Annotated in this window: 23 protein-coding genes; 22 read left to right on the top strand and 1 reads right to left on the bottom strand. The window is 56.7% G+C overall.

The genetic code is table 11. From position 1 onward, the window contains the following. The first annotated feature begins 23 nt into the window (after positions 1-23). The 21 genes from speA to ACMV5I_RS07960 all read left to right on the top strand — a co-directional run bounded on the left by speA (position 24) and on the right by ACMV5I_RS07960 (position 22,614). Positions 24-2,000 (top strand): biosynthetic arginine decarboxylase, encoded by a 1,977-nt coding sequence (gene speA / locus ACMV5I_RS08060; RefSeq protein ID WP_202727632.1) that lies wholly within the window; start codon positions 24-26, stop codon positions 1,998-2,000. A gap of 227 nt (positions 2,001-2,227) precedes the next feature. Beyond that, positions 2,228-2,728, top strand: coding sequence for a peptide-methionine (R)-S-oxide reductase MsrB (gene msrB / locus ACMV5I_RS08055; RefSeq protein ID WP_235166954.1), 501 nt, complete (start codon positions 2,228-2,230; stop codon positions 2,726-2,728). Between the two features lie 20 nt (positions 2,729-2,748). Beyond that, positions 2,749-3,471: a peptide-methionine (S)-S-oxide reductase MsrA gene (gene msrA / locus ACMV5I_RS08050; RefSeq protein ID WP_414824085.1), complete on the top strand. Its 723-nt coding sequence runs from the start codon at positions 2,749-2,751 to the stop codon at positions 3,469-3,471. Positions 3,472-3,828: 357 nt separating this feature from the next. Beyond that, complete coding sequence (locus ACMV5I_RS08045) at positions 3,829-5,085, top strand: HlyD family secretion protein (RefSeq protein ID WP_261446477.1); 1,257 nt, start codon at positions 3,829-3,831, stop codon at positions 5,083-5,085. Between the two features lie 2 nt (positions 5,086-5,087). Continuing rightward, entirely contained in the window at positions 5,088-7,250 is a 2,163-nt protein-coding gene (locus ACMV5I_RS08040) for a peptidase domain-containing ABC transporter (protein WP_284121888.1), read from the top strand. A 142-nt stretch (positions 7,251-7,392) separates the two neighbouring features. Beyond that, the gene (gene speB, locus ACMV5I_RS08035) at positions 7,393-8,313 is read left to right on the top strand and encodes an agmatinase (protein WP_414824084.1); all 921 of its coding nucleotides are present in this window, start codon (positions 7,393-7,395) and stop codon (positions 8,311-8,313) included. 147 nt (positions 8,314-8,460) lie between these two features. Beyond that, a complete protein-coding gene (gene rluF / locus ACMV5I_RS08030; protein ID WP_202672149.1) occupies positions 8,461-9,333 on the top strand; it encodes a 23S rRNA pseudouridine(2604) synthase RluF in 873 nt (290 codons plus the stop codon). A gap of 316 nt (positions 9,334-9,649) precedes the next feature. Beyond that, complete coding sequence (locus tag ACMV5I_RS08025) at positions 9,650-9,967, top strand: Rieske (2Fe-2S) protein (RefSeq protein WP_021179759.1); 318 nt, start codon at positions 9,650-9,652, stop codon at positions 9,965-9,967. A gap of 2 nt (positions 9,968-9,969) precedes the next feature. Further along, positions 9,970-10,278, top strand: coding sequence for a recombinase-like helix-turn-helix domain-containing protein (locus tag ACMV5I_RS08020; protein ID WP_024484370.1), 309 nt, complete (start codon positions 9,970-9,972; stop codon positions 10,276-10,278). Positions 10,279-10,298: 20 nt separating this feature from the next. Further along, on the top strand, positions 10,299-11,342 hold the full coding sequence (locus ACMV5I_RS08015) for a Rieske 2Fe-2S domain-containing protein (RefSeq protein ID WP_414824083.1): 1,044 nt from the start codon (positions 10,299-10,301) through the stop codon (positions 11,340-11,342). Further along, positions 11,339-12,094 carry an SDR family oxidoreductase gene (locus ACMV5I_RS08010; RefSeq protein WP_414824082.1) on the top strand — a complete coding sequence of 252 codons (756 nt, stop codon included), beginning with the start codon at positions 11,339-11,341 and terminating at the stop codon, positions 12,092-12,094. Before ACMV5I_RS08015 ends, ACMV5I_RS08010 begins: the two co-directional genes overlap by 4 nt. A gap of 36 nt (positions 12,095-12,130) precedes the next feature. Then, positions 12,131-12,925, top strand: a complete 795-nt coding sequence (locus tag ACMV5I_RS08005; RefSeq protein ID WP_024484373.1) for an IclR family transcriptional regulator — start codon at positions 12,131-12,133, stop codon at positions 12,923-12,925. Positions 12,926-13,052: 127 nt separating this feature from the next. After that, positions 13,053-13,994, top strand: a complete 942-nt coding sequence (locus ACMV5I_RS08000) for a VOC family protein (protein WP_414824081.1) — start codon at positions 13,053-13,055, stop codon at positions 13,992-13,994. Further along, positions 13,991-15,202 carry an NAD(P)/FAD-dependent oxidoreductase gene (locus tag ACMV5I_RS07995; RefSeq protein ID WP_202727637.1) on the top strand — a complete coding sequence of 404 codons (1,212 nt, stop codon included), beginning with the start codon at positions 13,991-13,993 and terminating at the stop codon, positions 15,200-15,202. The genes ACMV5I_RS08000 and ACMV5I_RS07995 overlap by 4 nt, the downstream gene beginning before the upstream one ends. A gap of 24 nt (positions 15,203-15,226) precedes the next feature. Then, on the top strand, positions 15,227-16,489 hold the full coding sequence (locus tag ACMV5I_RS07990) for an MFS transporter (RefSeq protein WP_021806229.1): 1,263 nt from the start codon (positions 15,227-15,229) through the stop codon (positions 16,487-16,489). 20 nt (positions 16,490-16,509) lie between these two features. Then, positions 16,510-17,034 carry a cupin domain-containing protein gene (locus ACMV5I_RS07985; RefSeq protein ID WP_121607775.1) on the top strand — a complete coding sequence of 175 codons (525 nt, stop codon included), beginning with the start codon at positions 16,510-16,512 and terminating at the stop codon, positions 17,032-17,034. Next, positions 17,034-17,852, top strand: a complete 819-nt coding sequence (locus ACMV5I_RS07980) for an alpha/beta fold hydrolase (protein WP_414824080.1) — start codon at positions 17,034-17,036, stop codon at positions 17,850-17,852. Before ACMV5I_RS07985 ends, ACMV5I_RS07980 begins: the two co-directional genes overlap by 1 nt. Further along, positions 17,849-18,643, top strand: coding sequence for an SDR family oxidoreductase (locus ACMV5I_RS07975; protein WP_141132920.1), 795 nt, complete (start codon positions 17,849-17,851; stop codon positions 18,641-18,643). Before ACMV5I_RS07980 ends, ACMV5I_RS07975 begins: the two co-directional genes overlap by 4 nt. 13 nt (positions 18,644-18,656) lie before the next feature. Further along, positions 18,657-19,451 carry an aspartate dehydrogenase gene (locus ACMV5I_RS07970; protein WP_024484380.1) on the top strand — a complete coding sequence of 265 codons (795 nt, stop codon included), beginning with the start codon at positions 18,657-18,659 and terminating at the stop codon, positions 19,449-19,451. A gap of 16 nt (positions 19,452-19,467) precedes the next feature. Continuing rightward, positions 19,468-20,937 carry an aldehyde dehydrogenase gene (locus ACMV5I_RS07965; RefSeq protein WP_414824079.1) on the top strand — a complete coding sequence of 490 codons (1,470 nt, stop codon included), beginning with the start codon at positions 19,468-19,470 and terminating at the stop codon, positions 20,935-20,937. A gap of 39 nt (positions 20,938-20,976) precedes the next feature. After that, a complete protein-coding gene (locus tag ACMV5I_RS07960) occupies positions 20,977-22,614 on the top strand; it encodes a thiamine pyrophosphate-binding protein (protein WP_021179772.1) in 1,638 nt (545 codons plus the stop codon). 54 nt (positions 22,615-22,668) lie between these two features. On the opposite strand, the gene ACMV5I_RS07955 is transcribed toward ACMV5I_RS07960, so the two are convergent. Continuing rightward, positions 22,669-23,421 (bottom strand): M48 family metallopeptidase, encoded by a 753-nt coding sequence (locus ACMV5I_RS07955; protein WP_414824078.1) that lies wholly within the window; start codon positions 23,419-23,421, stop codon positions 22,669-22,671. Between the two features lie 225 nt (positions 23,422-23,646). On the opposite strand from ACMV5I_RS07955, the gene tkt reads away from it, so the two are divergent. Then, positions 23,647-25,641: a transketolase gene (gene tkt, locus ACMV5I_RS07950; RefSeq protein ID WP_024484383.1), complete on the top strand. Its 1,995-nt coding sequence runs from the start codon at positions 23,647-23,649 to the stop codon at positions 25,639-25,641. Positions 25,642-25,680: the final 39 nt, after the last annotated feature.

Raw genomic sequence — 25,680 nt, 5'->3', positions numbered from 1 at the left:
CAGTATGCAAGGTGAGGCGAGTAATGTCTGTTGATATGCCGATCCAACGCCCGTCAGTAGCGGGTGATAATTTATCTTTACGCTCCATGCAGGAGGTTGCCATGAATGATCGTAATGCCAGCAAGATGCTGCGCACTTATAACGTCGCCTACTGGGGCAACAATTACTTTGACGTCAATGAGCTGGGCCACATCAGCGTGTGCCCGGACCCAGACGTCCCGCATGCGCGCGTCGATCTCGCCGAGTTGGTGAAAGAGCGCCAAAAAGATGGCCAGCGCCTACCTGCCTTGTTCTGCTTCCCGCAGATCTTGCAGCATCGTCTGCGTTCCATTAACGCCGCGTTCAAACGTGCGCGTGAATCCTTCGGCTATGAAGGTGGCTACTTCCTGGTTTACCCGATCAAGGTTAACCAGCACCGTCGCGTCATTGAATCACTGGTCAACTCCGGTGAACCGCTGGGGCTGGAAGCCGGTTCCAAGGCGGAACTGATGGCGGTACTGGCCCACGCCGGTATGACCCGCTCGGTGATCGTCTGTAATGGCTACAAAGACCGTGAATATGTTCGTCTGGCGCTGATCGGTGAAAAGCTGGGGCACAAAGTGTACCTGGTGATCGAGAAGATGTCGGAAATCCAGATGGTGCTGGAAGAAGCTGAGCGCCTGAATGTGATCCCACGCCTGGGTGTGCGTGCTCGCCTGGCCTCACAAGGGGCAGGTAAATGGCAGTCGAGCGGTGGCGAAAAATCCAAGTTCGGTCTGGCAGCCATTCAGGTATTGAAGCTGGTGGAAACCCTGCGTGAAGCGGGCCGCCTGGATAGCCTGCAACTGCTGCATTTCCACCTGGGTTCTCAGTTGGCCAACATTCGCGATATCGCCACTGGCGTACGTGAGTCTGCGCGTTTCTACGTAGAGCTGCATAAGCTGGGTGTTAACATTCAATGTTTCGACGTGGGTGGCGGCCTGGGGGTGGATTATGAAGGCACCCGTTCGCAGTCCGACTGTTCGGTCAACTACGGCCTGAATGAATATGCCAACAACGTGATTTGGGGGATCGGTGATGCCTGTAATGAGCATGGCCTGCCGCATCCAACGGTGATCACCGAGTCTGGCCGTGCCGTAACCGCCCACCATACGGTGCTGGTTTCCAACGTCATTGGCGTTGAGCGCAACGAATTCTGTGAGCCGGTTCCTCCGGTCGAAGATGCGCCGCGCGCGCTGGAAAGCATGTGGGAAACCTGGCAGGAAATGAACGAGCCGGAAAACCGTCGTTCGCTGCGTGAATGGTTGCACGATAGCCAGATGGATCTGCACGACGTGCATACCCAGTATGCCCATGGCATGTTGGATCTGACCAAGCGTGCCTACGCCGAGCAGCTGTATCTGAACATCTGCAACAAGATCCAGCAGCAGCTCGACCCGAGCAATCGTGCGCACCGGCCAATCATTGATGAATTGCAGGAGCGGATGGCGGACAAGTTCTACGTCAACTTCTCACTGTTCCAGTCGATGCCGGATGCCTGGGGTATCGACCAGTTGTTCCCGGTCTTGCCGTTGGAAGGCTTGGACAAGCCGCCGGAAGGCCGTGCGGTATTGCTGGATATCACCTGTGACTCCGATGGCACCATCGATCACTATATTGATGGTGACGGCGTAGCCACCACCATGCCGATGCCGCCGTACGATCCGGAAAACCCGCCTCTGCTTGGGTTCTTCATGGTTGGTGCCTATCAGGAAATCCTGGGCAATATGCACAACCTGTTTGGCGATACGGCTTCGGTAGACGTGTTTGTGTTCCCTGATGGCAGCGTAGAGACCGAGCTGTCTGATGAAGGCGATAGCGTAGCCGACATGCTGGAATATGTGCAGCTCGATCCGATCGCGCTGCTGGCTAAATTCCGCGATCAGGTGAAAGAAACCGATCTTGACGCGGAGTTGCAGGCGCAATTTGTCGAAGAGTTTGAGGCCGGTCTGTATGGTTATACTTATCTCGAAGATGAGTAAGCTATCCCGATAAGCTGACATACTTTCTATCCAGGAGCGCGGCAGAGGCTGCGCTCCTTCATTTAGCCCTCTTAGCCCTTACCCCGCCAAATTAGAAATTCCATTTAAACTTTCAACGTATTAATGCAGCGTTCCCAGTTATCACAAATTTGTGAACTCTCCGTGAGGATTTGGTCACGACTTTCTCTGTAGTTTGTCATTGTCGGTGAATAGCACCAGAGGTAACGATGATGATCAACAGACGGTATTTTATTCTGGGCGGTGGGGCACTCTCTGTGGCCTATGCCGTAGGCTTGCTGCCTGCACTTTTTTCTCGTTCGGTGATGGCGGAGTCGTTTGCCGTCAACTATACCGCAGAGCAATGGCGGCAACGGCTCTCTGCCAGCCAATATGCAGTTTTGCGCGAGGAAGGCACAGAGCCACCTTACAGCAGCCCGCTTAATGAGGAGCACCGCGATGGTCAGTTTGCCTGTGCGGGTTGCCAGCAGGCGCTGTTTTCTTCCCACACCAAATTTGACAGCCATACCGGCTGGCCCAGTTTCTGGCAACCCCTCGAACAGGCGGTGGCGACGCGTAAGGATCGAACGCTGGGCATGGTCCGCGAAGAGGTGCATTGCAGCCGCTGCGGCGGGCATTTGGGGCACGTATTTGATGATGGCCCGCAACCCACCGGTTTGCGCTACTGCATGAATGGCATCGCCATGCTGTTCACGCCAAGCTCGGTCTGACCAGAATAGTGAGGAATCATATGAGAAACGTAGACAAAACGCTGCCATCGCTAGGTAAATACGGCATATGGGGCGCGGTATTGGTTGCCGCTGGATTCTGTTTGCAAAGCGTTGCCTGGCCACTGGGTGATGCCGAGGCGGCGGTAGAGATCCCTGCGCCGGTAAAAGACGAAGCGCCAACGGCATCGCGCACGGAAACCGCGATCTTTGCCGGCGGTTGTTTCTGGGGCGTGCAGGGGGTGTTCCAGCACGTTAAAGGCGTGACCAATGCCATATCCGGTTATACCGGAGGTACGGCACAAACGGCTAATTATGAAGCCGTCAGCGGAGGGGATACCGGCCATGCGGAGTCTGTGCAGGTCACCTTTGATCCACAGCAGATTTCCTATGGCCAACTGCTGCAAATCTATTTTTCGGTAGCACACAACCCAACCGAACTCGATCGCCAGGGGCCGGACAGTGGCACGCAATACCGCTCAGCCGTTTTCCCACTGACGGCGTCACAACAGCAGGTTGCCAAGGCTTATATTGCACAGCTGGATGCCAGTAAACGCTTTGCCAAACCGCTGGTGACCCGCATTGAGGACAAGGGTCATTTTTATCCTGCCGAGGCTTACCACCAAAACTATCTCACCCTTAACCCGGAACAGCCCTATATCGTGGTGAATGATTTACCAAAGGTAAAACAGTTACAGCAGCTGTTCCCAACGCAATATCGTACAGATCCGGTGTTGGTGAAATAACAACAGTCTCTGTTGTAATATATTAGCCAGGGGAGTTCTCCCAGTAGCCTCAAGCCATCTCCCCGGAGATGGCTTTTACTTATTTATTTTACGTTATCAATCAATTAATAATAGTTGACGGTGCTGTTGAGTTGTTCTGTTTATTTTGGTAATTTCATTGTTAAAGAAAACCTCTGTTCAAAAATAAAGTAAATAACAATCTGTCACCTTTAATTAAATCACTAATGCTCAAGTGTCGATTGGTAATAATCGCTATTAATTTCATTTACAGGGAACGGTAATATTTATGGTTAATAATAGATTGCCAGAACAACGTTATATCGTCGTCAAGACGATTAAATTGGCTGATCCAATCACGTGACGCGTCTCTACCGCCAGGCCTATTTTGCCGCCCAGGCCACGCGAGCCGAAGGGGGGATTTTGATTTCCCCCAGTCCGGATATGACGCTTTATGCCTGTGCCAGCGTGCTCTTGGTGGTTGCATTAATCGCTTTTTTAATTGGCGGCGAATATACCCGTAAAGCCCGTCTGGAAGGTGTTGTGATGCCTTCAACCGGTGTCGTCAAAGTGGTTGCGCGTACGCAAGGGCGGGTTGAGGCCTTGCTGATTAAAGAAGGCGATGAGGTTGCAGCAGGCCAATTACTTTATCGGCTAAGTGGCGAACGCTATGACGGCCAGGGGTTGGCCACCTTGGCGACGCTGAAAAACTCCCTGGCGCAGCAGTATCAGATGTTGGTGCAGCAACAGCATCAGGAGGTTGCCGCCATTACCCTGCAGATACAGGGATTACGGCAGCGGGCAAGCCAACTGAAGGATGAACTGCGCAGCGCCGATGGGGCTCTGAAACAGACGCTGCGCCAGGCGGCGTTAACCCGCTCGATGATGGAGCGTTATCACCGTTTGGTGCGGCAAAAGTATGTCTCCGAGCTTGAGTATCAGCAAAAGCAGATTGAACTGGCGGCGGCGGAAGGTTATGTCGAAAACCAGCGGCAGGTACAACAGCGTCTGAAGCGTGAGTTGACCTCGGTTGAAACGGATCAGGGGAGTTTGTTGCAGCAGGGGCAAAGCCGCCGGGTGGAGCTGGATCGGTTACTACAAGGGATCCGTCAGCAACAAATAGAGTTGCAATCACAGGAGGAGAGCACGCTGGCTGCCCCGGTGGCAGGGCGTGTTGCTGCGGTGTTGGTCAAGGCGGGGCAAACGGTCAACCAAAATGAGCCGCTGTTAACGCTGGTGCCACAGGCGGCCCAAATGCAGATTGAGCTGTATGCGCCGAGCAAGTCCGTTGGGTTTATCAAGCCTCATCAGCGGGTTGGCCTGCGTTTCGCGGCTTATCCCTATGAAAAATTTGGCGTGCAGTATGGCACGACGCGGGAAGTGACCCGCATCAGCCTCAGCCCGACAGATGTCATGCCGCATAACCCGGTGGTGTGGAAAGAAAACGAGGGGCATTACCGGGTGATTGTCGTGCCAGATAAACCCAGCGTGACAGTGTATGGCCATCAGGAATTACTGCGCACCGGGATGGTGGTGGCCGCAGATATCGAGCTGGACAAGCGGCGACTGTACGAATGGTTGCTGGAACCGTTATGGAGCCTGCAAGGAAAAATATAGCCATGGAATGGACCGAGCATTTGCACCTGAATTTGCATTGGCGCCGCCGCTTGCCGTTGATCCGTCAAACCGAGTCGGCGGAATGTGGGGTGGCCTGTCTGGCGATGGTCGCCGGTTGGCACGGTTATCGTATTGACCTCCCCAGCCTGCGTGCAAGATTCAATGTTTCGACGCAGGGCATGACTTTCGTGCATTTGATGGAATGCGCTCAGATCCTGAAATTAACAGGTCGTGCGGTACGTTTAGAGCTGGAGGAACTCAGCCAACTGACCGTACCCTGCATTTTGCACTGGGATCTCAACCACTTTGTAGTGCTTAAACGGGTACGTGGCAACGAGATCGAACTGCACGATCCGGCACGCGGGGCGGTAAACATGTCGTTGGTACAGGCTAACCGTCATTTTACCGGTGTCGCGCTGGAACTGACGCCAACCCATGACTTTGAGCAGCGTGACGAACGCAAGAAAGTGCGGCTAGCCGAATTGGTCGGTAAGACGGTAGGGTTGAAAGCTGCGTTGGCGCGCATTTTCTGCTTTGCCCTGGCGTTGGAAGTCTTGGCCTTGCTTAGTCCGTTGATCAATCAGATCGTGATCGATGAAGTCCTGGTGGCGCTGGATGATAGCCTGCTGGTGCTGATCGTCATTGCCATGTTGCTGATGAGTGCGACCCAGACGTTGATTGGCCTGGCCCGGCAATGGGCCACCATCACCATGGCGGTCAATTTCAATATGCAGTGGACGGCCAACGTGTTCCATCACCTGCTGCGTCTGCCGATCGACTGGTTTGAGAAGCGTGACATTGGCAATGTTAGCGCCAAGTTTGATGCGGTCGATACCATTCAGGATACGCTCACCACCAGCATCCTTGAGGCGCTGCTGGACGTATTGCTGGTGGTCGGTACCTTGGGCATGATGTTGCTCTACAGCGTGTCGTTATCCATGCTGGCGTTGGGCGCGGCGCTGATTTATGGCTTATTACGCGTGTTATGGTTTCGCACCCTGCGCCGGGCGGCGGAGGACAGTTGGACGGCGGGTACCCTGGAATCAAGCCACTTTCTGGAAACGCTGCATGGCATGCTTAGCCTGCGGGTTAATGGGGCGCTGGCCCAGCGGGAATCTGCATGGCGTAACCTGAATATCGCCAGACGCAATAGCCAACTGCGTGAGCATAAGCTGGCCATCGGCTACGACATCATTAACCAGGTCATTGGTAGCTTGGTGGGCGCGGCGGTGCTGTGGTTTGGTGCCAATTCGGTGCTGTCGGGCTCGTTTTCGATCGGCATGCTGGTGGCGTATATGTCATTTCAAGGGCGTTTTTCCGCCAGCATCAATGGCCTGATCGATAAGGCGTTTGCCTGGCGAATGCTGGATGTCTATAACGAACGGCTGGCAGATATTGTGCTGACCCAGAAGGAGGGCGGTGCTCAGGCGGCAGAATCTCTTACCGTAGCTTTCCCCGTGCAAAGAGAGGATCGCCCGGTTATTGAACTGGAAAATATCACCTTCAGCTACGGCCAGGGAGGTAACGATATCCTGGCTGGAGCGGCGTTGCGTATTATGCCTGGGGAGGTGGTGGCGCTGGTAGGGCGCTCCGGCTGCGGGAAAACCACCCTGGCGAAGATCCTGCTGGGGCTTTACCCGCCAACGGCCGGGAGGTTGCAGGTGTTTGGCATCGATCATCATCATGCGGGCTATCGGCAGGTTCGCCAGATGATCGGCGCGGTGATGCAAGAGGATCGGTTATTCCGTGGGGCAATACTCGACAACATCACCTTTTTCTCTCAACACAGCGATCTGGATTGGGCGCAACACTGTGCTCAACTGGCACAGTTGCATGAGGATATCATCGCGTTACCGATGGGCTACCAGACGTTGATTGGGGAAATGGGGAATTCGTTATCGGGGGGCCAAAAGCAGCGCCTGCTGTTGGCCCGGGCATTATACAAACGCCCACGGTTACTGATCCTGGACGAGGCAACCAGCCATCTTGATGTTACCAATGAAATCCTGATCGGCAGCACTTTGCGCAACCTGGGCTTAACCATCCTGCTGATTGCTCACCGGCCTGAGACGATAGCCTCTGCCGATCGAGTGGTCGAACTCGATGCTGGCAGGTTGGTTGTTCCTTCTTCTGCATCAGCTGACAACGGGCACCTTGAAGAGTGAACCAATTGCGGCGATAATCTACCCATTGAAACAGACATCGAATAAATCCCTTTCTCGTCGGGCTAACGACGCGGGAGGGATTTTTTTTTGCTACCGCCCAAGCGTCCGGCTACGGGCGAACCGTTGAAAAATGAGGGTAAATATGAGTACCTTAGGCCATCAGCCCGATAATTCCTTAGTGTCCAACGTCTTTGGTTTCCTGCGCTTTCCGCTGAACTTTATGCCTTACGATAGCGATGCAGAGTGGGTGATCACCGGTGTTCCTTTTGATATGGCTACCTCCGGCCGCGCCGGTGGGCGTCATGGCCCTGCGGCGATCCGCCAGGTTTCTACCAATCTGGCATGGGAAGGGGCGCGCTGGCCGTGGAACTTTGATCTGCGCGATCGTCTGAACGTGGTCGATTGTGGTGACGTGGTATTCAACTTTGGTGATGCCCAGGATATGAGCGACAAGCTGCAGGCGCACGCAGAAAAACTGCTGGCAGCTGGCAAACGCATGCTCTCTTTCGGTGGTGACCACTTCGTGACGCTGCCGTTGCTGCGCGCGCATGCCAAGCATTTTGGCAAAATGGCGCTGGTGCATTTCGATGCCCATACCGACACCTATGCCAACGGCAGCAAGTTTGACCACGGCACCATGTTCTTCCATGCGCCGAACGAAGGTCTGATCGATCCCAATCACTCCGTGCAAATCGGTATCCGTACCGAGTTCGATCGTGACAACGGCTTCACCGTACTGGATGCTGCGCAGGTTAACGATCGTGGCGTGGACGATCTGCTGGCGCAGATCAAACAGATCGTTGGCGATATGCCGGTTTATCTGACCTTCGATATCGACTGCCTGGATCCGGCTTTCGCACCTGGCACCGGCACCCCGGTGATCGGCGGCCTGACCTCCGATCGCGCCCTGAAACTGGTGCGTGGTATGCAGTCGCTGAACATTGTCGGCATGGATGTGGTAGAAGTAGCTCCGGCTTACGACCAGTCAGAGATCACCGCACTGGCTGCGGCGACCTTGGGTCTGGAAATGTTGTATCTGCAAGCTGCCAAAAAGCAGGGCTAAATCAGTTTGCTGAATGGGTAGGGGTCGTACATAGTCGACCGTAGGGGCGCTGCATGCTGCGCCCGCTTGGCAGCGGCCCTTACCCGTCAACCCATCATGAAAATATTGCCGTGAAGATAAAGTGTATTTCGCGTTTACGGAGGAACCGTGCTGACTAAACCATCTATACGCCTCAACAAATATATTAGCGAGAGCGGCATCTGCTCGCGTCGCGATGCCGATCGTTACATCGAACAGGGCAATGTTTTTATCAACGGTAAGCGCGTAGCGCTCGGCGATCGGGTATTCGCTGGCGATGTGGTCAAGGTTAACGGGCAGCTTATTGAACCCCGTAACGAAGACAACCTGATTTTTATTGCGCTGAACAAGCCGGTGGGTATCGTCAGCACCACCGAAGACGGTGAAAAAGACAATATTGTCGATTTCGTCAACCACAGTACCCGTGTCTTCCCGATCGGGCGGTTGGATAAAGACTCGCAGGGGCTGATCTTCCTTACCAACCACGGCGATCTGGTGAACAAGATCCTGCGTGCCGGTAACGACCACGAGAAGGAATATCTGGTCACGGTTAACAAACCGGTGACCGACGATTTTATTCGTGGTTTGGGTGCCGGAGTGCCGATGCTGGGCACGGTGACCAAGAAATGCAAGGTGAAGAAAGAAGCTCCCTTTGTGTTCCGTATCGTGCTGGTACAGGGGCTTAACCGCCAGATCCGCCGTATGTGTGAGCATTTCGGTTATGAAGTAACCAAGCTGGAACGCACCCGCATCATGAACGTGGGCCTGTCTGGGCTGCCGTTAGGGGAGTGGCGCGATTTGACGGACGACGAGCTGGTTGAGCTGTTTAAGTTGATTGAGGACTCGTCCTCCGAGGCCAAACCCGCGAAGAAAGCGGCCAAGCCCAAGCCAGCGGTGAAAAAACCGGCGAGCAGCGGGCAGAAAGCCGCGGATAAAGCGGGCAGTCAAGCACCGGCGCGTAAGCGTTTTGCTCAGCCTGGGCGCAAAAAGAAAGGGCGCTGAAACGGGCGCAGCATGCGGCGCCCCCACAAATCACTGCTGATTAAACGGCCTCAGTCATCATGACTGGGGCTTTTTTCTTGTAGGGGCGAACATGTCCAACCGTAGGGGCGCTGCATGCTGCGCCCGGCCCTTTTATCTTGTTTTCACCCCCGGTGCATTTTTTCGTGATCCACTCCGCAGTTGTAACTTTAAAATAACCAATCATTAACATTCTTCCCTTTGCTGGCTTGACGAAAGATTCGCCATACCTATAGTGACTGTATTAAATAAGAAACTGAGTTTCATATATGAAACAATCAGATAGAGGACAGAAGCAATGAGCTGGAAGAACGTGTGCGAAGTGTCTCAAGTTAAAGAAGATTTTCCTTTCTCCGCCAATATTGAGGGAAAAGAGGTCGGCGTCTATTTGATCGACGGTCAATATTACGCGCTGGAAGACGTTTGCCCGCATGCCTATGCCTTGCTCAGCCAAGGGTTTGTCGATGACGGAAAAGTGGAGTGTCCACTGCACGAAGCGGTGTTCGATGTGCGTAGCGGCCAATGCCTGCGCGAACCCGGTGGCCGTGATCTGCAAACCTACCCTACCCGGGTGATCGACAATCAAATCCAAATCACCTTTATCGCGGAGGAATAAGCATGCAGCACATTACCGATTTCAACCCTTGGCTGCCGGATACCCAACAGGTGATCCCGGCGCGTGAGGGCGGCAACGGCCAAATCCACCAACCCGGCCAGTTTCAGAATGTGATCTGGCAAACCCGGGCACGTGTACCAGACGGGTTTGAAACCTCGTTGGTGGCCGCGCTGGAAGAGATCTTCGAGCAAGGGGCTGAGGAGCTGGAGCAGATTGTCAGCGCTCTCAATCAGCGTCGCCTGTTCGATCGCAGTGGTCAGCCATGGAATGAAGCCACGTTCCGCGAATTCCTACACGTCAACGGTTTCTGAGCCGCACAGGGAGAAGGACAATGACAGCAAACACAACATCCTCCGCGCAGACGGTACAAGACTATCTGGATCAGGGCCTGCGTGGTATGTGGTACCCGGTATTGGCCAGTTGGGAAGTGGGTAACAACCCGGTGGGCATCACCCGTCTTGAACAACAGATCGTGGTGTGGCGCGATAAACAAGGGGCGATCCACGCACTGGAAGATCGTTGTCCGCATCGTGGCGCTCGCCTGTCGATGGGCTGGAACCTTGGCGATCGCATTGCCTGCTGGTATCACGGCGTTGAAGTGGGGGGCGATGGTGAGGTTAAAGATGTGCCAGCGGTGGACCGTTGCCCGCTGGTGGGGCAGAAATGCCTGAAATCCTACCCGGCAAAAGAGGCTTACGGTGCGGTGTTCCTGTATTTCGGCGTCACTGCCGACGAACAGCCTGCCGAACTGACCTTCCCGCAGGAACTGGCGGATGAGGCCAACTACAGCAACTTCCTGTGTACCGCCAGCTGGGACTGCAACTATCAATACGCATTGGAAAACGTGATGGATCCGATGCATGGCACCTACCTGCACTCCTCATCGCATTCGATGGCGGAAGGAGATCGCAAGGCCGATATGGCGCTGGAACCTACCGACAGCGGTTTCATCTTTAAGAAGAACGGCCAGATTGGCGTGAACTTTGACTGGGTAGAATTTGGCAGCAGCGGCGCCTATTGGATGCGCCTGTCGATCCCTTACAAAAAGCGTTTTGGGCCAGGCGGCCACTTCTGGATCATCGGCATGGTGGTGCCGGAAGATAAAGATCACTGCCGGGTATTCTTCTGGCGTATCCGCAAAGTGAAAGACTGGCAGCGTGACGCATGGCGCTTTATGTATCGCAACCGTCTGGAAGAACTGCACTGGGACGTACTGGAGCAGGATCGCATCGTGCTGGAGAACATGGCACCGAACGCGCGCGGTCGTGAATACCTGTATCAGCACGATGTAGGCCTCTCCCGCCTGCGCCGTATGATGCAGAAAGAGGCACAAAAGCAGCTGGCAACGCTCAGCGAGCTGGAGGCGGCACAGTGAGCGGCTTGCTGGCAGGAAAACGTATCGTAGTCACCGGAGCGGCACGTGGGCTGGGGCGCAGCTTTGCCGCTGCGGTGGCTCAGGCCGGGGCCAGCGTGGTGATGTGCGATATCCTGGCGGAAGAGTTGCAGGACAGCGCCGCCAGCCTGCGTGAACAGGGGGCACAGGTAGAAGCTCAGGTTATCGATCTGGCTTCACCGCAATCCATCATTGCGGCGTTCAGTGCGATAGCCCAGGGCGGCGCGATCGACGGGCTGGTGAACAACGCCGCGATGGCAACCGGTGTCGGTGGCAAAACCATGATGGAATACGACATTGAGCTGTGGGACAAGGTCATGCAGGTCAACGTACGAGGGACCTGGTTGGTGAGTCAGGCTGCGGTGCCATTATTAGCCCAAACGCCGCACGCCAAAATCGTCAATGTTGCCTCGGATACCGCCTTGTGGGGCGCGCCGAAACTGATGGCCTATGTGGCGAGCAAAGGGGCGATCATCTCGATGACCCGCTCCATGGCACGTGAGCTGGGGCCACAGGGCATCTGCGTCAACGCCATAGCACCGGGCTTGACGCGCGTTGAAGCCACTGAGTATGTCCCTGCCGAACGGCATCAGCTTTACGAGCAAGGCCGGGCACTGGCAGGCGCACAGCATCCGGACGATGTGACCGGTAGCGTGCTCTATCTGCTGTCGCCGCTGGCGGATTTTGTCACCGGTCAACTGATACCGGTCAACGGTGGTTTCGTGTTTAACTGACCGCCTGACGGACAGGCAAACATTTAGGAGCAGCACATGGCAGACGACCAAGCGTGTAAATATCTGATCCCGGGGCTGGATCGCGGGTTACAACTGTTGCTGGCCTTCGGCGAGCAGCATAAGGAAATGACCTTTGCAGAATTACATCGCCTGGTCGATATGCCAAAGGCAACCGCCTACCGCGTGGTGCAAACGCTGGAGCATCTGGGCTTTTTGGAGCGCAATCCACGCACCAATACCTTTGCGTTGGGGATCAAAGTGCTGCGTCTGGGCTTTGAGTATATCGCCTCGCTGGACGTGGCCCAGGCTGGCCAACCGGTGATTGAGCAACTGCGCGATCGCAGCCAATGCAGCAGCCATCTGGCGATCCGCGATGGGCATGACGTGATCTATATCGCCCGCGTCAGTGCGGCTGGCTCGCAGATCAACCAGGTAAGCGTCGGTACCCGTTTACCAGCGCACCGCACCTCTCTTGGCCGTATGCTGCTGACCAGCACCAGCCGGGAAGAGTTTGAACGCCTGTTCCCGCATGAAGCCTTGCCCGATGCGGCTCCGGGGACACCGGCCAATCGCGAAGCGCTGTGGCAGATGGTGCAGCAGGATAAGGCTCGTGGCTATGTGATTGGCGAATCCTTCTTCCGCCATGGCATTTCCTCGATCGTCTATCCGATCTTTAACCGCGAACAGCGGGTGGAAGCGGTGGTCAGCATTATGGTGCCGTCCGATGAGATCCCGAAGGCGGATCGCGAGCGGTTGCGCATGGAAGTCCGGGACGCTGCGGTGAAAATTTCCGGCCTGCTGGGCGCGCCACCGCAGGCTAACGTCGGCTAACTATGTTGTCTGGGCGAAGCTATTCGCCCACTACCAATCACTCAGGCAGGGATAAGACTCATGAGCTTCATGGGCCGGGGTCGATCATGCCTGAAAAACGCATTCAGCGAGAACGTGAGGCACAATAATGAGCATAACCGGAATCGAAAAGCTGGAATTTGGCGTCGAAGATCTGCCAACGTGCGAAAAATTCATGCAGGACTTCGGTCTGCAACCGACGCTACAGCATTGGGGCGAACCGCGCCGTGAATTTACCACGTTGAGCGGGGCTAGCGTGGTGCTGTATCCGCAAGACAGCGAGCTCTTACCGGCCGCGTTTGAGGCAGGTTCCACCTTGCGCCGCATGACCTGGGCGGTTGAAAGCCCTGCCGCGCTGGCTGCGTTGCAACCCCTGTTGGCGCAGATGCCAGGCTTTCGCCACGTTGGCGAAGAACTGGAATGTCGCGATCCCAACGGTATGACGCTGCGTTTTGCCGTTACGGCGCAGCAACCGGTGGAACTGCCCGTTTCGCCTATCAACCAATGGGGCGATGTACGCCGCATCGACCAGCCTAGCCCGGTTTATGCCAAAGCCGAGCCGGTCAATATCGGCCACGTAGTATTCTTCGTTGAGGATTTGGCTGCTACCGAACGCTTCTACTGCGATCTGCTCGGCTTCCAGGTTTCCGATCGCTATATCGATCGCGCCGTCTTCCTGCGCACCCAGGCTCGGGGTGGCCATCACAACCTGTTCCTGCTGAAACTACCTAACCGCCCACGGGGCCTGAATCACGTCGCTTTCACCGTACGCGATATCCATGAAGTGATCGGCGGTGGCATCGCGATGAATAAAGAACAGTGGAGCACCTTTATTGGCCCAGGCCGCCACCCGATCTCCTCGGCCTATTTTTGGTACGTCAACAGCCCGACCGGCGGTGCCTTTGAGTATTACACCAATGATGACTACCTGACGGAAAACTGGCAGCCGCGTGAGCTTGAGCATTCGCTGGTGTCGTTTACCGAATGGGCGGTCGAAGGCGGGATCGATCACGATACCCGCCGCCAACATAAGAAGCCGGGGGCGGTATGAGCCAACCAACCCGTGCAGGCATTGTCATTATCGGCGGCGGTCAGGCCGGTGGTTGGGCTGCGAAAACGCTGCGCGATCGCGGTTATAGCGGCAGGTTGTCGGTGATCAGTGACGAGCCTTATGATTTTTACGAACGTCCACCGCTCTCCAAGGCGGCGCTGTTGGATGGCAGTGCACCACTCAGCCGCCTGTTCAGTGAAGAGGTGGTCGCCGGGATGAATATCGACTGGTACCGCCCACTTCGTGCCGAAGCCATCGACGGACAGCAGCAAATCGTCACGCTCAGCGACGGCAGCCAGTTGCAGTTCGATCAACTGCTGATCGCCACCGGTGGCCGACCACGCCTGCCGGATGCCAACTGGGCCAAACACCCGCGAGTAATGACCCTACGTTCCTGGGATGATGCGGCACGCCTGCGCCAGGGCCTACAGCAATGCCAAAAGCTGGCGATTGTGGGTGGTGGCTGGATCGGGCTGGAGATTGCCGCCTCGGCCCGCAAGCTGGGTGTTGACGTGACGGTGTTTGAGCGCCAACCCGCGCTGTGTATGCGTAGCGTAGGGGCTGGCGTTTCCCAGGCGTTGTTGGAACTGCATCAACAGCAAGGCGTCACCGTGCATTGCGACTGCGGCGAGATCACGCTTGAAGATCGCGAGGGTGAAGCCTGGATTGGCAGCGCCAGCAGTGCCGCGCAGCCCTTCGACCTGGTGGTTGTCGGCATCGGCGTTGAGCTGAATCTGGAACTGGCCCACAGCGCCGGGCTGAAGCTTGAAGGCGGGATCGTCGTCGATGGGCAAGGGCGTACCAGCCACCCGGCCATTTTTGCCGCAGGCGATGTTGCGCGCCATCCGACCCTAGGCCTGTGTCTCCAATCCTGGGCCTACGCACAGAATCAGGCGATCAGCACCGCTTGCGCGATGTTGGATGCGTTTGCCGCCCCTTACGATGATGTTGCCTGGCTGTGGTCGGATCAATACGACGCCAATATCCAAATCCTGGGCGTCCCTACCGGCGGCGTTCACCAGATAGTGCGCCGCACGCCGCAGTCACAACTGTTCTTCACCCTGAATGCCGATCGGCAACTGGTGCAACTGGTGGCGTTTAACGACGCGCGCACCATCAAGCTGGGTAAACGCTGGCTGGCCAGCGGCCGGGTACTGGATCCGCAGCAACTGGCGGATGTGGAATTTTCTCTGATGGCGTTGAAATAACGCCCGACCCAAAGGGAGCGTTTTATGACTACGCAAGATATCGACGCCCGCAGCGGTCGGGTGGGGGATGCTGTTGCCGAAAATTCACCAACCAGCGTGCGTTGGTCGGTGCCGGCAGCCCTGTTTGCCTGTGTGCTGTTGGCGTTTTTCGACAAGATCAGCATTGCCGCGCTGTTTTCTGACCACGAGTTTCAGCAGGCGATGGGCATCGGCTTTGATCCCACCCGGCTCGGGCTGCTGATGAGCGCCTTTTTATTCTCCTACGGCTTCTCTTCAATGCTGTTGAGCGGCATTGGCGATCGGCTCAATCCGGTCAAAGTGCTGATTGGCATGATGGTGACCTGGGGCGTGCTGATGGTGCTGATGGGGATGACGCGCTCTTATCACACCATGATGACGCTACGTATCCTGCTGGGCATCGCCGAAGGGCCGCTGTTGCCAATGGCCTATGCCATCGTGCGCCAGGCTTTTCCGCAACGTCTCCAGGCGCGTGCCACCATGCTGTGGCTGCTGGGGACCCCGATTGGGGCGGCGCTGGGCTTTCCGGTCACGCTGTTCATTCTCAGCCGCTTTAACTGGGAAACCACCTTCTTCTTTATGGCGTTTCTGACCGTGCCGGTGATGTTGCTGGTGCTGTTTGGCATGCGTCACCTGAACGTGGCGCGCCCGGCAGCCAGCACCACCAGTAAACCGGCCGTTGCCGAGCGTAAACAGCTGCGCCGTGAACTGTTCAGCACCCCACATTTTTGGATGATTTGCCTGTTTAACATCGCATTTCTTACCTACCTGTGGGGCATGAACGGCTGGCTGCCGAGCTATCTGATCGAAGGCAAAGGCATTCATCTGGAGCACGCCGGATACCTGTCGTCACTGCCGTTTATTGCCATGTTGCTTGGCGAGGTGGTGGGGGCCTGGCTGTCGGACAAGATGGATCGCCGCGCGTTGGCCTGTTTCATCTCGCTGTGCGGTGCCGGGATCGGTTTGGGTGTCGTTCTGTATATGCAGGGCACCTACAGCGTGATCGCCGCCATGTCCTTCAGCACCTTTATGTGGGGAGCCGGTGCGCCAAACATCTTCGCGCTGTTGGCCAAGGCCACCAGCAGCCGGGTGAGCGCCACCGCTGGCGGGGTATTTAACGGATTGGGTAATTTTGCCGGTGCATTGGCACCGGTGCTGATGGGGGCACTGATCGCCGCCACCGGCAATATGGATAACGGTTTGCTGTTCCTGGTGGTGATGGCCTTTGTCGGCTGCGCCATTCTGCTGCCGTTACTGAATAAGTATTGATGCAACGAAGGAGAGACAACATGTCCCAGGTTGAGAATAAAGCCGGCATCAAGCCGCAGGATCTGACGATGGAAAACTGGGTGGAATCGCGTATCGCCCGTTTTGAAGGCCGTAAATATGACTGGAATGCACTGAAGTTCCAGGCCGATTACGATCCGAAGTACCGCCGTGCGCAGATGCGCTATATCGGCACCGGTGCCACCGGCGTCGTCAGCGACACCAACACCATTCCGGCGGGGAACTTTACCTTCTCCACCATGGTGCTGCCGTCGAAATGTGAGGGGCCATTGCACCTGCATGACGACGTTGAAGAAGTGTTCTTTATGCTCAAAGGCAAGATCACGCTGATGATCCAGGACGGTGAAGAGTATTACGAAACCATCCTGAAAGAGCGCGATCTGATTTCTGTTCCGGCAGGGATTTATCGCGGCCTGTTCAATCACGGCGAAGAAGAAGCGCTGATGTGCGTGATGCTCGGTACTTCCAAGCCGGAAACTCCGACTTACCCGGCCGATCACCCGTTGTCGAAAGTGAAGCGTAACTGATGAACGGCTTACCGGAACGCCAGCAGGCGGATTGTGGAGGCCAGCGGCTAAGTTGGCGCGAAGCCGGGCATGGTCGGGCAGTAGTGCTGCTGCATGGCATCAGTTCCGGTTCTGCTTCGTGGGTGAAGCAGTTCAGCGATCGCGCCCTGACCGACGGACACCGCCTGATTGCCTGGGATGCTCCGGGTTATGGCGGTAGCGCCGCGTTGGCACAGACAGAGCCAGATGCTGCCGCTTATGCCAACGCGCTGGCGGCGTTGATCGCCGAGTTGGAATTACAACAGCCGCTGATCGTTGGACATTCGCTCGGTGCGTTGATCGGCAGTGCCTTTGCCGCTGCCAATCCGGATGGGCTGAGTGGACTGGTACTTGCCGATCCGGCTCAGGGCTATGCCACTGCGCCGCTGGAAAAACGCCAGCAGGTGTATGGCCAACGCAAACAGATGATCGAAACGCTTGGCCCACAGGGCTACGGCGAACAGCGTGCGGCGGCACTGCTGCGTGAAGATGCGGATCCGCAGGATATTGCCTGGGTACGTAGCGGCATGCAGCAACTTGATCCAGCCGGTTTTCTCAGTGCCGCCTGGATGCTGGCCAATGACGATATCAACCGTTACCTGCTGCGCTATCGCGGCCCGTTACAGGTGTGGTGTGGCAGTGTCGATCGCATCACTCCACCGCAGGGGGCCGCAACGTTGGCGCAACAGCAGGATGCGACAATGCGCCTGATTGATGTGGCGGGGCATGCCAGCTATCTCGATGCGCCAGCGCTGTTTAACCGCTATTTGCAGGACTTTACGGGGGCAATCCAACCATGAATTTTCAGATTGAACGGCGAGTGGCGGTGGTCACCGGAGGATCCTCGGGGATCGGTTTTGAAACGCTGCGTCTGTTGCTGGCCGAAGGGGCGAAAGTCGCTTTCTGTGGCCGCAATCAGGACAAACTGGCCAGCGCCGAGGCCAGCCTGCGTGAAGAGTTCCCGCAGGCGGAGATCCTGGCGTTACGCTGCGATGTGCTCGACGCCGAGCAGGTTGCCAAGTTTGCCGAGCAGGTCAGCACGCATTTTGGCGCAGTGGATATGTTGATCAACAACGCCGGGCAGGGGTTTGTGGCGCATTTCGATCAGACACCACGTGAAGCCTGGTTGCATGAAGCGGAGCTGAAACTGTTCGGGGTGATCAACCCGGTGCAGGCCTTTTTACCGGCGCTGGAGCGTTCAGATATCGCCTCCATTACCTGCGTTAACTCATTGCTGGCCCTGCAGCCGGAAGAGCACATGATTGCCACCTCGGCGGCCCGTGCCGCGTTGCTCAATATGACACTGACCTTATCCAAAGAGCTGGTGAGCAAAGGGGTTCGCGTCAATTCCATCCTGCTGGGCATGGTGGAGTCGGGCCAATGGCGGCGGCGTTTCGCCGAGCGCCAGGATCAACAACAAAGCTGGGAACAGTGGACGGCAGCGATTGCCGAGCGGCGTGGCATCCCTATGGGGCGTTTGGGCAAACCGCAGGAACCGGCACGGGCGCTGCTGTTTTTAGCCTCCCCCATGGCCTCCTTTACCACCGGCGCGGCGCTGGACGTTTCCGGCGGTTTCAATCGCCATCTCTGACGGGACTGAAAAGATGAAGAAGATCATGATGATTGGCTATGGCGCGATGGCAAAAGAGGTGCTGGCGCGCCTGCCGGAAGGTGTAGCCGTTGGTTGGATCGTGGCACGGGAAACGCATCATGCCGAGATCGACGCTGCGTTTGCCGGACAGGTGCAGGCGCTGACCCATCCTGACCAGTGTACCGAGCAACCTGATTTGGTGCTGGAGTGTGCCAGCCAGCAGGCGGTCGCCGAGTTTGGTGAGGCCATCGTTAAACGTGGCTGGCGGCTGGCGGTGATCTCTACTGGCGCTCTGGCAGATGCTGCATTGCAACTGCGTTTGCAGCAGGCCTGCACACGCTACCACGGGCGGCTGATTGTGCTGTCTGGTGCGGTGGCGGGTATGGATGGCTTGGCTTCGGCGCGGGAAGGCGGGTTGGACAGTGTGACCTATCAGTCCAGCAAAAGCCCGGCCAGTTGGCGCGGCAGCCCGGCGGAAAAACTGATTAATCTGGATGCCGTCAGCGAAGCGCAGGTGTTCTTTGAAGGGTCAGCCCGGGAAGCCGCAAGCATGTTCCCAGCCAACGCCAACGTAGCGGCCACTATTGCGCTGCATGGCTTGGGGATGGATGCCACGCGGGTACGCTTACAGGTAGATCCTCATACTCAACGTAATACTCACCGCTTACAGGTGTGTGGCCAGTTTGGCGAGTTCCAGATTGAGCTGTGCGGCAACCCGCTGGCCAGCAACCCGAAAACGTCAACGCTGGCGGCGCTGAGTGCGGTACAAGCCTGCCGCAGTCTGGTAGACGGCGGTTTTATTGCCTGAATGGCAGGAGCAAAGCATGGAAACGTTAAAGATTTTTCTTGCCGGCCGCTGGTGCGAAGGGCGCGGCGAAGAAATGAGTTCGGTTTTCCCGGCTGATGGCAGCGTGAATGCTCGCCTGCGAGCGGCCAACGTCGAGGATGTGAATGAGGCCGTTGCGGCGGCAGAAAAAGCCTGGCGCGAGCCGAGCTGGCGTGGACTGGTGCCGCATCAGCGCGCGGCGATCCTGCATCGCGTCAGCGATTTGATTACTGAACAAGTAGAGGAATTGGCGCAGCTGCAAACCCGTGACAATGGCAAACCGCTAGCGGAGACCCGCGGTCTGGTGATGAGTGCGGCGGCTACGGCTCGCTATTTTGCTGCTGCCTGTGAGGTGCTGGAGGGCGAACTTCCCACCCAACGTAACCGTGACGCGATGACGCTGAGCCAGTATCAGCCGCTGGGCGTGATAGCGGCGATCACGCCGTGGAACTCACCGATTGCCAGTGAAATGCAGAAGGTGGCTCCGGCGCTGGCGGCAGGGAATGCGGTGGTACTGAAACCGGCAGAAGCCACGCCGTTAATGGCGCTGAAGCTGGCCGAACTGTTTGAACAGGCAGGCTTGCCTGCCGGATTGCTCAGCGTATTGCCGGGCAAGGGCTCGGTGATTGGTGAAGCCTTGGCTCGCCATCCGTTGGTGAAAAAGATCTCCTTCACCGGAGGGACTTCCACGGGCCGTCATTTGGCGCATATTGCCGCAGAAAAACTGATCCCTACCTCGTTAGAGTTGGGGGGCAAGTCGCCCACCATCGTGCTGGAAGATGCGGATCTGGAACAGGCTGCTCGTGGTATCTGCTACGGCATTTTCAGCTCGGCCGGGCAGGCATGTATCGCCGGTTCACGGCTGTTTGTGCACCGTTCGCTGTATCAGCCGCTGTTGGCCCGTTTATGCGAGCTGACCGCCGGGCTGCGTATTGGTAACCCGCTGCAAGCCGGTGTCCACCTCGGCCCGCTGATCAGCCACAAGCATCGCCAGAGCGTGGCGGACTACGTGGCCTTGGCTCAGCAGGAAGGGGGCCGGGTGCTCATTGGCGGTGAAGCCCCTGCCGATCCGCAGTTGGTTCAGGGTAGCTATTACCTGCCGACCATTATTGAAGGGCTGAGCAACAGTGCCCGCACTTGCCAGGAAGAGATCTTTGGCCCGGTGCTGGTGGTGTTGCCGTTTGACGATGAACAGCAGTTGATCGAACAGGCCAACGACTCGATCTATGGCCTGGCTGCCGGGATCTGGAGCCGTGATTTTGCTCGTTCGATGGCGCTGGCGGAACAGCTGGAAACCGGCACCGTCTGGATCAATACCTACAAGACATTCTCGATTTCCACACCGTTTGGTGGCTTTAAACAAAGCGGCCTGGGGCGCGAAAAGGGCCTGCATGGCATCCAGGCCTATATGCAGCAAAAGAGTTTGTATCTCTCCCTTAACAACCAACCTAACAGCTGGAGCAATTAAGCTGCGGTCAGAAACCCATAGATAATAAGAAGGCAGAAGATGAGCGAAAAAATTACGGTTGGTGAGGCGATAGCCCGAACGTTGGAACAGTACGAGGTGGCGGCAATGTACGGCATCATCTCGATCCATAATCTGCCGATTGCCGATGCCGTTGGGCAGCGTGGCGCGATCCGTTTTGTTCCGGCGCGCGGTGAGGCAGGTGCTGTAACTATGGCCGATGCCCATGGGCGCTTTTCTGGCTTGGGGGTGGCGCTGACCAGTACCGGTGCCGGAGCCGGTAACGCCGTCGGTGCGATGATTGAAGCGCTGAATGCCAATACGCCGCTGTTGCATATCACCGGTCAGGTAGAGAAAGCCTATCTGGATGCGGATGCCGGGTTTATCCATGAAACCAAGGATCAACTGGGCTTCCTGCGCGCCTGTTCTAAACAGGCTTATCGGGTGAACTCGCCGGAGCAGGCGGTCGCGGTGATCCAGCGCGCCATTCTGGATGCGCAGACCGTGCCTTGTGGCCCGGTGGCGGTCGAGATCCCGATCGATATTCAGAACAGCCTGGTTCCCGCCAGCCTGGTAGGGAAGGTGGTGCTGCCTCCTGCTCTGCCTGCTGCGGACGAAGCTGCGGTTGAACGTCTTTACCAACAGGTGAAGCGTGCCAAGCGTCCATTGCTGTGGGTCGGTGGTGGTGCGCTGGCCTGTCGTGAGGCGGTGAAACAGTTGGCGGATGCCGGTGTGGTCGTGATCTCCAGCACCCATGGGCGTGGGATTTTACCGGATAGCCATCCGCGCAGCCTGCGGGCCTTCCACAACTCGCCAAGCGTAGAGGCGATCCTGACGCAGTGTGATTTGACGCTGGTGGCCGGTTCCCGCCTGCGGAGTAACGAAACTCGTACCTGGTCACTGCCACTACCTCGCCCGTTGGTACAGATTGATATCGATCCGGCAGCGGCCAACCGCAATTATCTGGCGGATGAGCAGGTTTATGGCGACTGTTCCGCCTTGCTGAGTGCGCTGGCAGCACGCCTGGCCCCCGGTGAGAAGGTGAATGCCGAGTGGGATGCCGAGATTGGCCGTGCGGTTGAGTTGGCCGAAACGGCGCTGCGCCAGCAGTCTGGTGAGTACGCCAAATTGAATGATGCCATCGCCGCCGCGCTGCCGCAGGATGGCCTGCTGGTACGTGATATCACCGTTTCTGGCAGCGTGTGGGGTAGCCGTCTGTTCCGGGCCATCTCGCCTTTATGCAATATTCACTCACTGGCCGGAGCGATCGGCATGGGGTTACCGATGGCGATCGGCACGGCCATTGCCAACCCGCAGCGTAAGGTGGTTGGCTTGGTCGGGGACGGCGGTTTGGCGCTGGGCCTGGGGGAACTGGCAACCATGGCGCAGGAACAGGCCAATATCACTTTGCTGATCATGAACGACGGCGGCTATGGCGTGATGCGTGGCATTCAGGACAAGTATTTCTCTGGACGCCAGTATTATAACGAACTGCATACTCCGGCGTTCTGCCAGGTAGCGGAAGCTATGGGGCTGAAAGCCTGGAAAGTGAGCGATGCCGCGCAGTTTGGTGGCGTGCTGGCGGAGGCGATTAATTACCCTGGGCCATCGGTGGTAGAGGTTGATATGAAAAGCGTTGGGCCGTTGACCTTCGCTGGCCCACCGCAGAAGCTGTACTGATTGCTTGCTCGGTTCCCTCTCTAGATACGTACTCCCAAGAGAGGGAACATAGCGTTACTTGCCGGCGGCGATGCGATCGCGAATGTGCTTGGCACGGGCTTCGGAAGTTGGGTGGCTGTCAAACATGCTGCTTTCATGACCACCGTCTAATTTCGCCAGTTTATCGAAACTGGTGGCCAGGCCTGCAGGATTGATGCCGCGTTTTTTCAGCAGATCGAACGAGTAATCATCCGCATCGCTTTCCTGTTTCTGTGAGAACTGGGCATTGACCAGTTTTTCGCCCAGATCGGCCAACTGCGACTGAGACAGTGAGGCTGCTACGCCGCCAGCTGAAGATGCTGCGGTACGTAATGCCACTGTCCCATAAGCGACCTGCATGGCTTTACGAGTGTGGCCCAGCGCAACGTGGCCCATTTCATGGCCCAGTACGCCTTCGACTTCGTTATCATCCATCATGTCCATCAGGCCGCTGTAGACGCGGATACAGCCGTTAGCCATCGCCCAGGCATTGACGTCTTTGGTCACGTAAACCTTGTAGTTTGCAGGGGTACCGTTGATGTTATCCCCCAACGCTGCGGCAATCTTGTTCAGGCGCTTGGTATAGTCGCTGCTTGCTGGCGCAATTTGCTCCTGGCTATCCATCTCTGCGCAGGATTTATCACTGAGTGCCTTGACGTCGCTATCGCTCAGCGTCGCCGCCTGGTAGGCCTGGGCGCCGGATTGTAGTAGGGTATCGGTATTAAGGTTTTGACAGCCGCTCAATAAAGCAGTAATGCTCAGTGCAATCAAAGAAGTACGGATTTTCATCGTTCTATCGTCCTGTGATAGTTAAGGGGGGATCTGCTGCCATTATTCTGCGCATAGCCTAGTGTACGGCAGGCTTGGTCGAAATAGCTATATTCCGAAATGTGTTCCGAACGTGCGCATTAGTGATGAACTCGCTCTCATTCGGTATTAGGGATTGCTGTTTCAATGCCGAGTCTGAGAAAATAGAAATCTTGATCGCTTTTTTAATCCGACCTGGAGTAAAACATGTCCTCTCGTAAAGAGCTTGCCAACGCCATTCGCGCACTTAGCATGGATGCCGTACAAAAAGCCAATTCCGGCCACCCGGGTGCCCCTATGGGCATGGCAGATATCGCCGAAGTCCTGTGGCGTGACTACCTGAACCACAACCCGACTAACCCGCACTGGGCTGACCGCGACCGTTTCGTGTTGTCTAACGGCCATGGCTCAATGCTGATTTACAGCCTGTTGCACCTCACCGGCTACGATCTGCCGATGAGCGAGCTGGAAAACTTCCGCCAACTGCATTCCAAAACTCCGGGTCACCCAGAATATGGTTATACCCCAGGCGTAGAAACCACCACCGGTCCGCTGGGCCAGGGGATCGCCAACGCGATCGGTTTCGCCATTGCCGAACGTACGCTGGCCGCGCAGTTCAACCGCCCGGGCCACGACATTGTTGACCACCACACCTACGCCTTCATGGGCGATGGCTGCATGATGGAAGGCATCTCTCACGAAGTCTGTTCCCTGGCTGGTACCATGAAGCTGGGCAAATTGACTGCGTTCTATGATGACAACGGTATCTCCATCGACGGCCACGTAGAAGGCTGGTTCACCGACGATACCGCCAAGCGTTTCGAAGCCTATGGCTGGCACGTGGTGCGTGGCGTTGACGGCCACAACAGCGACTCTATCAAAGCCGCGATCGAAGAAGCCCATAAGGTCACCGACAAACCTTCCCTGCTGATGTGCAAAACCGTGATTGGCTTCGGTTCACCACACAAAGCGGGCACCCATGATTCCCACGGTGCTCCACTGGGCGCAGCCGAAGTTGCGGCTACCCGTGAAGCTCTGGGCTGGAAATACGCTGCCTTCGAAATCCCGCAGGACATTTATGCCCAGTGGGATGCCAAAGAAGCTGGTAAAGCTAAAGAAGCCGCCTGGAACGAGAAACTGGCCGCTTACACCAAAGCCTTCCCGGAACTGGCCGCAGAGTTCAAACGCCGCACCAGCGGTGAACTGCCAGCCAACTGGAAAGCGGAAGCGAAGAAATTCGTTGAGCAGTTGCAGGCTAACCCAGCCAACATCGCCAGCCGTAAGGCATCACAGAACTCACTGGAAGCCTTCGGCAAACTGCTGCCTGAATTCCTCGGTGGTTCTGCGGACCTGGCACCAAGTAACCTGACCATGTGGTCTGGCTCCAAGTCTCTGGGTGACGATCTGGCGGGTAACTATATCCATTACGGCGTGCGCGAATTCGGCATGACCGCCATCACCAACGGTATTGCACTGCACGGTGGTTTCCTGCCGTACTCTGCAACCTTCCTGATGTTCGTGGAATACGCCCGTAACGCGGTGCGTATGGCTGCGCTGATGAAAATCCGCAACGTGTTCGTCTACACCCACGACTCTATCGGTCTGGGCGAAGATGGCCCGACGCACCAGCCGGTTGAGCAATTGGCCAGCCTGCGCGTGACCCCGAATATGAGCACCTGGCGTCCTTGTGACCAAGTGGAATCCGCTGTCGCTTGGCAGTATGGCATCGAGCGCAATGATGGCCCGACCACGCTGGTGTTCTCCCGCCAGAACCTGACCCAGCAGCCACGTACCGCCGAGCAATTGGCGAACGTTTATCGCGGTGGTTATGTGCTGAAAGACTGCGCAGGTACTCCGGACGTGATCCTGATTGCTACCGGTTCTGAAGTAGGCATCACCGTTGAAGCTGCCGACAAGCTGACCGCCGAAGGGCGTAAAGTGCGCGTGGTATCCATGCCGTCTACCGACGCCTTCGACAAACAGGACGCGGCCTACCGTGAATCTGTGCTGCCAGCGGCAGTTTCCGCTCGCGTAGCAGTGGAAGCGGGTATCGCGGATTACTGGTACAAATATGTTGGCCTGAACGGCGCTATCGTGGGCATGACCACCTTCGGTGAGTCTGCTCCGGCAGAGCTGTTGTTCAAAGAGTTCGGCTTCACCGTCGACAATGTGGTAGCCAAGGCTAACGCGTTGTTGAAATAACGACTGAGCTTTAACTGTGCGAGGGGCGAATATTCGCCC

This window comes from Serratia sp. T13T92, from assembly GCF_047530105.1.
In the GTDB taxonomy this organism is placed as follows: domain Bacteria; phylum Pseudomonadota; class Gammaproteobacteria; order Enterobacterales; family Enterobacteriaceae; genus Chania; species Chania fonticola.
The sequence above is the reverse complement of the archived record's forward strand: the minus strand, read 5'-3'. Positions and strand labels throughout refer to the sequence as shown.